Source organism: Marinomonas sp. 5E14-1 (assembly GCF_039939215.1).
In the GTDB taxonomy this organism is placed as follows: domain Bacteria; phylum Pseudomonadota; class Gammaproteobacteria; order Pseudomonadales; family Marinomonadaceae; genus Marinomonas.
The window spans coordinates 70,102-82,256 of the sequence record NZ_JBDXMW010000013.1 but is presented as its reverse complement, the minus strand read 5'-3'; the positions used below and the strand labels follow the sequence as shown (position 1 = coordinate 82,256).

Below are 12,155 nucleotides of genomic sequence, written 5' to 3'. Positions count from 1 at the left end.
ACACAGTGTCCAAGTTGATGGTTTTTACCGGTAATGCAAACCCGGAACTCGCTCGTAGAGTCGTACGTCGCCTAGGTTTACCTATCGGTAACGCAACAGTCGGTAAGTTCAGCGATGGTGAAATTACCGTTGAGATTAATGAAAACGTTCGCGGTAAAGACGTTTTTATCATCCAGTCAACTTGTGCACCAAGCAATGACAACCTAATGGAACTCATTGTTATGGCAGACGCTTTACGTCGTGCATCCGCCACTCGCGTCACCGCCGTTATCCCTTATTTTGGTTATGCTCGTCAGGATCGTCGCGTACGATCTGCACGCGTACCTATTACGGCAAAAGTGATTGCCGATATGATCTCTGCAGTGGGAATCAACCGTGTATTAACGGTTGACCTTCATGCTGATCAAATTCAAGGGTTCTTCGACATCCCTGTTGATAACGTTTATGCAACACCTTTGCTACTTGACGATCTACAACGCCAAGGCCACAAGAACATTGCTGTTGTTTCTCCTGACGTAGGTGGTGTTGTTCGCGCAAGAGCCTTCGCAAAAATGTTAGATGACGCAGACTTAGCAATCATCGACAAACGTCGCCCTCGTGCAAACGAAGCTCAAATTATGCACTTGATCGGTGATGTAGAAGGCAAAACATGTGTCCTAGTTGATGACATGTGTGACACTGGCGGTACTTTATGTGCTGCTGCTAAAGCATTGAAAGAGCATGGTGCTTCAAAAGTACTTGCTTACTGCACTCACCCTGTTCTTTCTGGCAAAGCAATTGAAAACATTAAAAATTCCGTGCTCGATGAATTGGTTGTGACTGATACCATTCCATTGAGACAAGAGGCGCTTAATTGCCCTCAGATACGTCAATTGTCGATGTCTGACATTATGGCGGAGGCTGTTCGTCGCGTATGCAACGAAGAGTCTATTAGTGCCATGTTTGGGGCTTAAGCCAAACACTCACGCTCGGAACGGGTCGCAGTTTTGGGCACAAACTTTATTATTATTAGGAAAATATCATGTCATTATCTATTAATGCCGTAGCACGTACTGAAGAAGGTAAAGGTGCGAGCCGCCGCCTTCGTAACGCAGGCCTAGTGCCAGCTGTTATTTATGGTGGTAAATCTGCTCCAAAATCCATTTCATTCAAAGATAACGAATTGCTAAAAGCTGTTGCTACTCCAGGCTTCCTAACAAGCCTAGTAGAAGTATCTGTTGACGGTAAAAAAGCTGAGAAACTTCTTGTTAAAGCACTACAACGTCACCCAGCAACAGGTGATGTAATGCACATGGACCTTCAACGTGTTCAAAAAGATCAACCAATTACGACTCGCGTTCCTTTAAGCTTCATCAATGCAGCTCAAAGTGAAGGTGTTAGTAAGCAAGGTGGTCGTTTGACTATCGAATCTAAATTGGCTGAAGTACGTTGCCTACCGGCCAACTTACCTGAAGCATTGATCGTTGATACTATCGATGGCCAACTAGATCAAATTTTCCATCTATCTGACGTAACTCTTCCTGAAGGCGTTGAGTTGGTTTCTTTGTTGAAAGGCGAAGATCACAACCAACCTATCGGTCGTATCAGTAAGTCAAAACGTTAAGATAACTCATTGAAGGCAGCATTGTGGCAAGTTTCAAATTATTAGTCGGCCTAGGTAACCCTGGCAGCGAATACGAGAACACGCGTCACAATGCAGGCGCTCAATGGATTGAAGCATTGGCTCAACAGAGCCAATGCTCTTTACGCATTGAGAAAAAATTTTTTGGTCAATTCGGTAAAGTTTCTATAGCTGGTGAAGAATGCTATTTACTCATCCCCACCACCTATATGAATTTAAGCGGAAAAGCGGTACAAGCCGTTTGTCAGTTTTATAAAATCCTTCCTGAAGAAATTCTTGTTGTTCATGACGAATTAGACATTCCACCCGGCACGGTTAAATTAAAGAGAGGCGGTGGACATGGTGGTCATAACGGTTTAAAAGACATTATTGCTAAATTAGCGAACAACAGAGAATTTGCTCGTCTTAGAATAGGTATTGGCCACCCAGGTCATGCAAGCCAAGTTGCAAATTACGTTTTGAAAAAAGCGGCTCCTGACGAGTACGCAAAAACTGAAACAACAATTAACGAATCATTGCGCTATGTAGATGACATTGTACGGGGCGATTTAAACCCTGTAATGAACCAACTACACAGCTTCAAAGCATAATCATTAAATTATATTTAGGAATTTCATTATGGGTTTTAATTGCGGCATCGTTGGTTTACCTAACGTTGGTAAGTCGACTCTTTTCAATGCATTAACAAAAGCAGGTATTGGAGCAGAAAACTTCCCATTCTGTACGATTGAGCCAAATGCCGGTGTCGTCGCTATGCCAGACCCAAGACTCGACGCGCTCGCAGAAATTGTTAAGCCTGAAAAGGTGCTAGCAACTACTATGGAATTTGTCGACATTGCAGGCCTCGTAGAAGGCGCATCGAAAGGTGAAGGCCTTGGAAATAAATTCTTAGCAAACATTCGTGAAACTGACGCTATTGCCCATGTTGTTCGTTGCTTTGAAGATGAAAACGTCATTCACGTCGCTAACCATGTGAACCCTAAGGCAGACATTGAAGTCATTAACCTCGAGCTAATTTTTGCAGACATCGAATCCATTGATAAGCAAATCTTCCGTACAGCTAAAAATGCGAAAAGTGGTAATAAAGAAGCCATTGCTCACAAAGCCTTTTTAGAAAGCATTAAAGAGCATTTAGAAAATGGCCTACCTGTACGCTCTATGGAAATGTCTGACGACCAGAAAAAAGAAGTCCGAGCACTTCACTTATTAACGACCAAACCAACTATGTACATTGCCAATGTGTCTGAGGATGGTTTTGAAAATAACCCTTATCTAGACCAAGTTAAAGAAATTGCAGATGCTGAAGGTGCAATGGTTGTGCCTATCTGCAACCAGCTTGAAGCTGAAATCTCAGAACTGGATGCTGATGAGATGAAAGAGTTCCTAGATGAAATGGGTATGGAAGAACCAGGACTGGATCGCGTGATTCGTGCAGGATACGAACTCCTAGGCCTTCAGACCTACTTTACAGCAGGTGTAAAGGAAGTTCGTGCATGGACGGTTAAACAAGGCGCAACAGGCCCACAAGCCGCTGGAGTTATCCATACGGACTTTGAAAAAGGCTTTATTCGTGCAGAAGTTGTTAGCTATGATGATTTCATTCAATACCGTGGCGAAAGCGGTGCTAAAGAAGCGGGAAAGTGGCGCTTAGAAGGAAAAGAATACATCGTAAAAGATGGCGATGTGATGCATTTTCGCTTTAATGTTTAATCAATCACAAACATTTTTAGAAAAACACTTGACCCATTAACAGGTTATATGAATAATATCGCGCCACAGAGGCAGTGGTTCAAATTGAATTAGCTACTTTGTGTTGTCTGTTGGGGTATAGCCAAGCGGTAAGGCAACGGGTTTTGATCCCGTCATGCGTTGGTTCGAATCCAGCTACCCCAGCCACAGACAAAGGCTATGTAGCTCAGTTGGTTAGAGCACATCACTCATAATGATGGGGTCACTAGTTCGAATCTAGTCATAGCCACCAATAATTATCGATAGTATTGGGGTATAGCCAAGCGGTAAGGCAACGGGTTTTGATCCCGTCATGCGTTGGTTCGAATCCAGCTACCCCAGCCATCGATATCTGCACTAGGCTATGTAGCTCAGTTGGTTAGAGCACATCACTCATAATGATGGGGTCACTAGTTCGAATCTAGTCATAGCCACCAGCAAGCACAAAATTATTGGGGTATAGCCAAGCGGTAAGGCAACGGGTTTTGATCCCGTCATGCGTTGGTTCGAATCCAGCTACCCCAGCCAATTCTAATTCTTTATATTCAACACTTTTCTATAATTCTTTATTTCTCTGGTTTTTACTCACTGATCATCTATAATTGCCAAATAATTTACGTTAATTAACGATTGTGAGTGCCAATTATGAAATCAATAAAATCCACTTTTGCTTTGTCAACAGTATTGCTAGCAAGTGCTGCTCATGCCGATTTTATCGGTGCTAACGCAGAGGCTGGGCTATTCGTCGGTGATGATGTATCAGGAAGCTATGCTAGCCTCGATATCCAACACCCTATACCTCTTATCCCTAACGTCCGCTTAGATATATTAGACCTTGAAACTGACGATAACTCTTCAATGGAAATTAATCACTTTGACGTAACAGGCTATTATGGTGTGGGTCTATTATGGTTTGGTGTTGAGGGCGGTGTTACTTTGCGTGAACTAGAAATAGGCACTACCGATAAATCTGTCCCTATGCTTTATTTGGCAGCCAATCTTTCCATTCCAGGAACAGGTATCTCTTTAGCAGCTGAATCTAAATCTATATCTTCCTATGATGATACGACTATCTCTGATCAAATATTCAAAATACAGTATCAACCTTTACCAATCGTAGGATTAGAAGTCGGTTATCGTACGCTTGACCAAGAAATTGATAATTCAAACATAGATTACGATGGTTACTTCGTCGGCTTAACCATCGACATCTAATCATTCAAGAGAATTTACTGATAAAAAAACTCTAGCTCTTTTAAGAGACTAGAGTTTTTTTATGCTCTGAATAATCAACTAGCCTTTGTTGAAGACTAATTGTTCATCCACTACTTCTACTTTGATTAGGTCACCTGCCACAAAGTTGCCAGCCAACAACTCATTCGCCAATGGATTCTCGATCCATTTTTGAATTGCTCGTTTCAAAGGACGCGCACCATAAATCGGGTCATAACCCACTTCAACTAATTGCTCAGATGCTTCATCAGTCAATTCTAAAGACATTTCCATCTCAGCCAACCTCTCATTCAAATGTGCTAATTGAATACTCGCTATGCCTTTGATCTGATTCTTCATCAGAGGATGGAAAACCACCGTTTCATCAATACGATTAATAAACTCTGGACGGAAATGCATCGAGACTACATCCATCACTTTTGATTTAATTTCCTCGTACTGATCATCAGACTGATATTCTTGTATAAGATCCGACCCTAAGTTTGACGTCATCACAATCACAGTATTACTGAAGTCTACGGTGCGCCCTTGACCATCAGTCAAACGACCGTCATCCAGCACTTGTAGAAGTATATTAAATACGTCTGAATGTGCTTTTTCGATCTCATCAAGCAACAAGACAGAATAAGGTCGCCTTCTTACGGCTTCCGTCAAATAACCGCCCTCTTCATAACCAACATAACCTGGAGGAGCACCAATCAAACGAGCGACAGAATGCTTCTCCATAAATTCAGACATATCGACTCGAACCATGGCTTGCTCTGTGTCAAACAAGAACTTGGCTAACGACTTACATAACTCTGTCTTACCAACGCCTGTAGGGCCCAAGAAGAGAAAAGAGCCGTTTGGTCGATTAGGGTCAGCCAAACCAGAACGGGAACGCCTAACCGCATTAGAGACTGCTGAGACCGCTTCATTCTGTCCCATAACAGACTCATGCAACACATCTTCCATACGCAGGAGTTTATCGCGCTCTCCTTCTAGCATTTTATCTACTGGAATACCGGTCCAGCGCGAAACAACCGTCGCAACCTCTTCTTCCGTCACTCGCCTTTTGAGTAACTTGGTTTCTGTTTGTTCTTCTTCCTGACCTACCTTTTCAATTTCTGCTTCCAGCATAGGAATTACGCCATATTGAAGCTCAGACATTTTCGCTAAATCGCCATTACGACGAGCTTCTTCCATTTCATGTCGAACCGAATCTAAATCTTCTTTAAGCTTCTGAGCACCTTGAACTGCCGCCTTTTCAGCACTCCATATTTCTTCCAAATCAGAGAACTGCTTTTGCAAGTTATTGATTTCTGAATCAAGGTCGTCGAGACGTAACTTAGACGCTTTGTCTTTTTCTTTTTTCAGAGCTTCTTTTTCAATTTTCAATTGAATTAAGCGACGCTCTAACCGATCCATATCTTCTGGCTTAGAATCCATTTCCATACGAATACGACTAGCGGCTTCGTCAATCAAGTCAATCGCCTTATCCGGCAGTTGCCGATCTGTAATATAACGCTGAGACAACTTAGCCGCTGAAATAATCGCAGAATCGGTAATGTCTACACCGTGGTGAATTTCATAACGTTCTTTTAAACCACGTAAAATAGCGATCGAATCCAACACACTTGGCTCTTCTACTAAGACTTTCTGGAAGCGTCTTTCTAGCGCAGTATCTTTCTCAATAAACTGACGATATTCGTCTAGTGTTGTAGCGCCAACACAATGAAGCTCACCACGGGCAAGCGCAGGCTTCAGCATATTCCCCGCATCCATAGAGCCTTCTGATTTACCAGCACCAACCATGGTATGGATTTCATCAATAAACAGGATAATTTGCCCTTCCTGTTTCGATAATTCATTCAACAAAGCTTTTAAGCGCTCTTCAAACTCGCCACGGTATTTAGCTCCAGCAATCAAAGCGCCCATATCAAGAGACAGGACACGTTTGTTCTTCAGCCCTTCCGGCACTTCACCATTAATAATCCGCTGCGCCAGCCCTTCCACAATCGCTGTTTTACCAACACCTGGCTCACCAATTAACACTGGGTTATTTTTGCGTCGACGCTGTAATACTTGAATTGTGCGACGGATTTCATCATCTCGCCCAATAACTGGATCCAGTTTGCCGTCCGCCGCTCTCGCTGTTAGATCAATAGTGTATTTATCTAAAGCTTGGCGATTTTCTTCTGAATCTGGGTCATTAATTGATTCGCCACCACGAATACTGTCTATCACAGCAGCGATGTCATTCTTTGTAACACCACTAGCCTTAAGGCTTTTAGCCAATTCATCTTTGCCATCAAACATGGCCATCACAACCAGTTCAGATGAAATAAATTGATCTTTGCGCTTTTGAGCTTCTTTATCCGCCAAGTTTAATAAACGCCCCAATTCAGGAGACATTTGAACATTGCCGTCATGGTCTTTCACTTTAGGCAAGTAATTCAATAAACCATTTAAACTTTCACGAAACTTGGCAACTGAGATTCCAGCTTGCTGTAAAATTGGACGAGTGCTGCCACCTTGTTGATCAAGCAGCGCAATCATTAAATGAAGAGATTCTATGTAGGAGTGGTCCTGACCAAGAGCAACAGATTGAGCATCTGAAAGGGCCAACTGCAATTTACTAGTAAGGCGATCTATACGCATAACGAACATCCTGGGTAAAATAAAAGGAATAAGTAATTACAGACTTAATAGTTCCCAAAAATAGCTTTTCAAGATTTGAATGTCATTTTTTTGACACCCGTCAATAAGTACTTAACAATTCGCCCCATCAGTCCATATAACAGACGCCATTCGGCCAGTTTTTCCTTCACGTCGATAAGAATAAAAAAGAGCTTCATCAGTAAAAGTACAAAAGCCGCCACCATACACTTTCGTTACACCAGCGACAGTCAACCTTTGCCTTGCTAACAGATAAAGATCGCCTAACCATTTACCTTCGTTCGGAGCCGCTTTAAATGCCGCCTCAGCTTCGGGAAGCTGTTTCATAAAGGCTTCTTTCACTTCACCGCCCACTTCAAAGGCCGCAGGTCCAATGGCAGGGCCAAGCCACGCCATAATTTTGTCCTGCTCATCAAAGCATGCCAAAGTTGACTCTAAAATACCGTCACAAAGCCCTCGCCAGCCAGCATGTGCTACAGCTACTTTGGATCCAGACTCATTACAAAAAAAGACAGGCAAACAATCTGCCGTCAGAACCGCACAAACTTGATCTTTCGTATCTGTGAACGCGGCATCAGCACTTTCTGAGAATTTGTCACAAGGTAAAGAAACAGCACGCGTGCCGTGAACTTGATTTAACCAAGTCACTGTCTCTGGCATATCAATATAAGACGCAAAGATCTCACGATTTTTTTGCACTGTGCTGGCTTCATCTTGAACATGAGCACCAAGATTTAAACTATCAAAAGGTGAAGAACTCACCCCGCCTAATCGCGTAGAAACATAAGCCTGAACCGACGTTGGCGCAGGCCAATCAGGACAAATAACTGATTTATTATGAGAAGACATATGCCCTCCTATAAATGAAATTTAAGACAAATAAAAAGGCAGCTAAAAGCTGCCTTCCGTTTATCAAAAGTATTCCGAGTCGTTACTTCCAGACTCTACCATATCTTTTTTCAGCGCCCCTAATAAGTACTGCATATCTTCCGGCAAATCTACTTCCCATTCCATCCATTCGCCCGTAATAGGATGAGCAAGCTCTAACCTTTTCGCATGTAAGGCTTGGCGACGGAAGTTGCGTAGCCCTTCCTGTAACTCTACAGAACAAGCTTTTGGCATTTTCAGGCGGCCACCATACTGCGGATCACCAACCAGTGGATATTGAATAAATGCCATGTGTACGCGAATTTGGTGAGTACGGCCAGTTTCCAGTTTCAGGCGAATATGCGTATGGTTTTTGAAACGCTCAACCAGACGATAATGCGTCACCGCATCTTTACCATGCACTGGCTCAACAGCTTGTTTCTGACGATTATGAGGGTGACGTCCAATTGGTTCATCTACCACGCCACCACCAGTCATCACGCCGATAGTAATCGCTTCGTATTCACGCCCCATGCTTCGCTCTTGTAATTGAGATACCAAATCAGTTTGTGCCGCCAATGTCTTCGCAACAACCATCAAACCAGTTGTTTCTTTATCAAGGCGGTGCACAATACCAGCGCGTGGAATATGCGCTGTTTCTGGAGCATGATGCAAAATGGCATTCATCAAGGTGCCATCACGATTACCAACCGCAGGGTGCACAACTAAGCCTGCTGGTTTGTTTACTATGATGATGTGGTCATCTTCATAAACGATATCCAGCGGCATCTCTTGCGCCTCATGGGCTTCTTGATCTTCGATCAGGATATCAAGAGTAATGGTCTCTCCACCGAAAAGCTTTTCCTTCGGTTTGGTTTCTTTCCCATCTACTTTTAAGACGCCTTCTTTGATCCAACTCTGAATTCGCGCGCGAGAATAATCACTAAACAATTCTGTCGCGACTTGATCAAATCGGTTACCACCCAAATCAAACGGAACTTGGGCTTCTTTTACTATTCGCTCTGCCATACAATGTACTTATGTCTGTTGTTTTCAGCTCATTAATTTTATCATTGAGTCTGAAAGTGAAAAAAACGTGTAGCGCTTGCACTTCATCATCTTTCGCAATATAACGCTACAAAATGCCGATTTAGGCTTATCTACCACCATATCAAGGTTTTGATTATACATGGGATTTCATCACTCGTTGCTCAGATTCTCTGGAATAGTAAGTTTTTCTTTATTGATTGTGGCTTGTTCAAGCAAACAGGTACAAGAACCCGACCTACCTGAACGAGTTTATTATGAAAAAGCACAGCAAGCTTTAGAAGACAATTTACCTTCAACCGCTATAAAACACCTCAAAGATTTAGATTCACGCTATCCATTTGGTGAGTTCAGTGTACGCGCTGAATTGGACCTGATATACGCGCAAATAGAAGCGAATGAAAATATCGCAGCTCATGCAACAGCGGATCGTTTCATAAAAAACCACCCTGATCATGACTCTATTGACTACGCCTACTACATGCGTGCGTTATCGACTTACAATGGAGCAGAAAGTTTACTGTCTCGTTTTCTGGATTTAGACCCAAGTGAAAGGGATTCAAAAGAGCTTTCTAAAGCCTTCAGTGAATTAGCTGATTTGACTGCGCGTTTCCCTAACAGCAGCTATGCGCCAGACGCCAAAGCTCGTATGTATCACTTACGAGAAATGGTTTCTCGTCATGAGTTAACCGTTGCACATTATTATCTCAAAAGAAAAGCGCCTCTTTCAGCGCTTCGCCGCAGCCAAGAGGTGGTACAAAACTACCCAAGCACTCGCTCTGTTGAAGGCGCATTGGCAGTGAACGTGCAAGCGTATAATGATTTAGGGAAAACTGAACTGGCTGAAACAAATTTAGCGGTATTAAAACAAAGTTTCCCAGCATCTTCTTATATTGATGAAGAAGGAAACTTTATATCATTAGAATTACCTAGCGATGCTGATCCGAGCTTCTTGTACTGGATCAGCTTTGGGTTATTCGATTAATCACCCTAAAAAATGAAGTATCCATAAAGCCAAGTATTTTAGATGAAAGTACTTGGCTTTTTTTATGATAATTACAATTTCATTGGAAATAGTGAGCTTTCCTCACCTTCCTCCCATTTGGGAAACTTCGTCATAACCATTTGAAACAAATAAGAATCCAAAAAGCCTGTTAGCCACTCTCGTACCTTTCTATATTCGGAAGCCTCAAACCACGCAAAATTTACTCCAGCAAACTGGCGAATAAATGGGAAAATGGCAATATCTGCCAACGTCATCGTTTCCCCAAATAGATAGGTATTCTTAGCTAAACGCTTTTCCAGTCGCTTTAGAAAAACTTCGCCTCTTTGTCGGTAATATTCTTCCGTGTGCTCAAGGTGTCGGTCAGCATATTTGTAACGATCTAACCAATGTTTAAAAAAGCGATCATTGTAAACAATCCAAGCTCGCATTTTATTTTGCTGAATAAGAGAAGAAGGCCAAAGAGAATCCACTCGAGATTGGTCACTGGATTGAGACAACGCCCAATAAATAATATCCAAACTTTCTGGGTATCGAGTTCCATTTTTGTCGATTAACTGAGGCACACTTGATCGCCCACCCAATGCCAACAAAGACTCTGGTTTGGCTTTTAAGACAACCTCTCGCAGAGAAACAGGAACACCCAAAGTGGCAATCGTGTATCGCGCTCTTATTGCATAAGGACATCGTCTGAATGAATAAAGAATAGGTAACAAAAGAGCTCCTCAGTAAAAAACGCAGAGACCGATTAAACCGCCATTATAAAGAATCATCGATTTCCCTTAAACAAGGAAAGCCATTAACATGGCTCGTCACAGTAATGCACGTAAGGTAAAAATCACATGAGGTTCTGGCTATTAACGCACACAGAAGAGCTGAAGAAAACCACAGGGACAGGAAAGCTAATCAAAGAAACATTAGGTGAATATTGTGAGATTATCCCTTGGTCAAGAGTCACACCAAATGATTCGATTTTAACGCTGTCACCAAAAAATACTGTACTCATTTACCCTAATGAAAATGATCAAGCAACAGGCTTTAATAGTGACACATCACAAATAGAAAACATCATTATCATTGATGGAACTTGGCAACAGGCAAAGAAAATCTACAACAGATCCCCCTATTTACACGCCTTTCCACATAAAGAAATACAAGACATGAAATCTATCTACACTAAGCGGCGTAACCAAAAAAGCATCGGCTTATGCACGGCAGAAGTTGCTATCTACTTATTAGACGAGCGAGATCACCCTTCTGCAAAATCATTGCGAGATAGATTTCTTGATTTTAATCAGTAACGCCCACTTTGATTTCGCCAAGGTGCTCCACCCAAGCAAGCATTTCGTCACCGGAAACAACAGCACCAACGTTTTCTGGGGTTCCAGTCATGATTAAGTCACCAGCTCGTAGCTCAAATACTTCAGACAACTTGCAAATAACTTCTTCAATCGACCAAGTTAAGTTAGAAACATGGCTAATTTGCTTCAGTTCGCCATTCACCTTCAAGCCGATTTCGGCTCGTTCAATTTGAGCGATCAAAGAATCACTTTTTAACACAATCGGACTGATAGGTGCTGATTCATCGAAAGACTTGCCGACTTCCCATGGTCGGCCTTTTTTCTTCGCTTGCCCTTGAAGGTCACGACGGGTCATATCCAAGCCTACCGCATAACCTAAAATGGACTTACGAGCTTCTTCTATGGATAAATAGCGTCCGCCCTTTCCGATGGCCACAACAAGCTCAACTTCATAATCAAATTGTGATGTCGCCATAGGATAAGAAATCGAAGCTGTTTCTGAGAAACCAACAGGCACAACACAAGAAGTGTCTTTCGCAAAAAAGAATGGCGGGTCTCTATCTGGATCATCTCCCATTTCTCTAGAATGCTCCGCATAATTACGGCCAACACAATACACTCTTCCTACTGGAAAAATGTCCTGAGAGCCTTCTACAGGTAAAGAAACGCCTTCCTGCTTCGGCACAATAAATCCCAT

The 12,155-nt window shown here is 42.5% G+C and carries 12 protein-coding genes and 5 tRNA genes; 12 read left to right on the top strand and 5 right to left on the bottom strand.

Translation table 11 applies throughout. The annotated features are described in order from the left end of the window. The first annotated feature begins 5 nt into the window (after window positions 1-5). From ABFY09_RS12385 to ABFY09_RS12340, 10 genes are all read left to right on the top strand, one after another. The gene (locus ABFY09_RS12385) at window positions 6-953 is read left to right on the top strand and encodes a ribose-phosphate diphosphokinase (RefSeq protein WP_347984626.1); all 948 of its coding nucleotides are present in this window, start codon (window positions 6-8) and stop codon (window positions 951-953) included. A 68-nt stretch (window positions 954-1,021) separates the two neighbouring features. Next, entirely contained in the window at window positions 1,022-1,603 is a 582-nt protein-coding gene (locus ABFY09_RS12380; protein ID WP_347984625.1) for a 50S ribosomal protein L25/general stress protein Ctc, read from the top strand. A 23-nt stretch (window positions 1,604-1,626) separates the two neighbouring features. After that, window positions 1,627-2,211, top strand: a complete 585-nt coding sequence (gene pth, locus ABFY09_RS12375) for an aminoacyl-tRNA hydrolase (RefSeq protein WP_347984624.1) — start codon at window positions 1,627-1,629, stop codon at window positions 2,209-2,211. Window positions 2,212-2,239: 28 nt separating this feature from the next. After that, complete coding sequence (gene ychF, locus ABFY09_RS12370; protein WP_347984623.1) at window positions 2,240-3,331, top strand: redox-regulated ATPase YchF; 1,092 nt, start codon at window positions 2,240-2,242, stop codon at window positions 3,329-3,331. A 111-nt stretch (window positions 3,332-3,442) separates the two neighbouring features. After that, window positions 3,443-3,517: transfer RNA gene (locus tag ABFY09_RS12365), tRNA-Gln, on the top strand. A gap of 8 nt (window positions 3,518-3,525) precedes the next feature. Continuing rightward, window positions 3,526-3,602, top strand: a tRNA-Met gene (locus ABFY09_RS12360). A gap of 17 nt (window positions 3,603-3,619) precedes the next feature. Then, window positions 3,620-3,694, top strand: a tRNA-Gln gene (locus tag ABFY09_RS12355). A 15-nt stretch (window positions 3,695-3,709) separates the two neighbouring features. Further along, a tRNA-Met gene (locus tag ABFY09_RS12350) sits at window positions 3,710-3,786 on the top strand. A gap of 16 nt (window positions 3,787-3,802) precedes the next feature. Next, window positions 3,803-3,877 (top strand) — tRNA-Gln (locus tag ABFY09_RS12345). A 117-nt stretch (window positions 3,878-3,994) separates the two neighbouring features. Further along, entirely contained in the window at window positions 3,995-4,564 is a 570-nt protein-coding gene (locus ABFY09_RS12340) for a hypothetical protein (RefSeq protein ID WP_347984622.1), read from the top strand. A gap of 78 nt (window positions 4,565-4,642) precedes the next feature. On the opposite strand, the gene clpB is transcribed toward ABFY09_RS12340, so the two are convergent. The 3 genes from clpB to rluD all read right to left on the bottom strand — a co-directional run bounded on the left by clpB (window position 4,643) and on the right by rluD (window position 9,136). Further along, window positions 4,643-7,222, bottom strand: a complete 2,580-nt coding sequence (gene clpB / locus ABFY09_RS12335; RefSeq protein ID WP_347984621.1) for an ATP-dependent chaperone ClpB — start codon at window positions 7,220-7,222, stop codon at window positions 4,643-4,645. A 111-nt stretch (window positions 7,223-7,333) separates the two neighbouring features. Beyond that, window positions 7,334-8,089, bottom strand: a complete 756-nt coding sequence (gene pgeF, locus ABFY09_RS12330; RefSeq protein WP_347984620.1) for a peptidoglycan editing factor PgeF — start codon at window positions 8,087-8,089, stop codon at window positions 7,334-7,336. A gap of 63 nt (window positions 8,090-8,152) precedes the next feature. Then, entirely contained in the window at window positions 8,153-9,136 is a 984-nt protein-coding gene (gene rluD, locus ABFY09_RS12325; RefSeq protein WP_347984619.1) for a 23S rRNA pseudouridine(1911/1915/1917) synthase RluD, read from the bottom strand. 160 nt (window positions 9,137-9,296) lie between these two features. Between rluD and ABFY09_RS12320 the strand changes: the two genes are divergently transcribed. Continuing rightward, window positions 9,297-10,139: an outer membrane protein assembly factor BamD gene (locus ABFY09_RS12320; protein ID WP_347984618.1), complete on the top strand. Its 843-nt coding sequence runs from the start codon at window positions 9,297-9,299 to the stop codon at window positions 10,137-10,139. A 71-nt stretch (window positions 10,140-10,210) separates the two neighbouring features. Here ABFY09_RS12320 and ABFY09_RS12315 read toward each other — a convergent pair whose 3' ends face one another. Further along, window positions 10,211-10,873 carry a glutathione S-transferase gene (locus ABFY09_RS12315; RefSeq protein WP_347984617.1) on the bottom strand — a complete coding sequence of 221 codons (663 nt, stop codon included), beginning with the start codon at window positions 10,871-10,873 and terminating at the stop codon, window positions 10,211-10,213. Between the two features lie 126 nt (window positions 10,874-10,999). Between ABFY09_RS12315 and ABFY09_RS12310 the strand changes: the two genes are divergently transcribed. Further along, on the top strand, window positions 11,000-11,458 hold the full coding sequence (locus tag ABFY09_RS12310) for a tRNA-uridine aminocarboxypropyltransferase (RefSeq protein WP_347984616.1): 459 nt from the start codon (window positions 11,000-11,002) through the stop codon (window positions 11,456-11,458). Here the strand turns inward: ABFY09_RS12310 and ABFY09_RS12305 are convergent. Continuing rightward, window positions 11,448-12,155, bottom strand: coding sequence for a fumarylacetoacetate hydrolase family protein (locus ABFY09_RS12305; RefSeq protein ID WP_347984615.1), 708 nt, complete (start codon window positions 12,153-12,155; stop codon window positions 11,448-11,450). The two genes, ABFY09_RS12310 and ABFY09_RS12305, sit on opposite strands and share 11 nt — an antisense overlap.

Bases quoted from the DNA above. Each gene is read 5' to 3' on its own strand.
- ABFY09_RS12380 (WP_347984625.1), top strand. From the start codon at position 1,022: ATGTCATTATCTATTAATGCCGTAGCACGTACTGAAGAAGGTAAAGGT.
- ychF (WP_347984623.1), top strand. From the start codon at position 2,240: ATGGGTTTTAATTGCGGCATCGTTGGTTTACCTAACGTTGGTAAGTCG.
- ABFY09_RS12340 (WP_347984622.1), top strand. From the start codon at position 3,995: ATGAAATCAATAAAATCCACTTTTGCTTTGTCAACAGTATTGCTAGCA.
- clpB (WP_347984621.1), bottom strand. From the start codon at position 7,222: ATGCGTATAGATCGCCTTACTAGTAAATTGCAGTTGGCCCTTTCAGAT.
- pgeF (WP_347984620.1), bottom strand. From the start codon at position 8,089: ATGTCTTCTCATAATAAATCAGTTATTTGTCCTGATTGGCCTGCGCCA.
- rluD (WP_347984619.1), bottom strand. From the start codon at position 9,136: ATGGCAGAGCGAATAGTAAAAGAAGCCCAAGTTCCGTTTGATTTGGGT.
- ABFY09_RS12320 (WP_347984618.1), top strand. From the start codon at position 9,297: ATGGGATTTCATCACTCGTTGCTCAGATTCTCTGGAATAGTAAGTTTT.
- ABFY09_RS12310 (WP_347984616.1), top strand. From the start codon at position 11,000: ATGAGGTTCTGGCTATTAACGCACACAGAAGAGCTGAAGAAAACCACA.
- ABFY09_RS12305 (WP_347984615.1), bottom strand. From the start codon at position 12,155: ATGGGATTTATTGTGCCGAAGCAGGAAGGCGTTTCTTTACCTGTAGAA.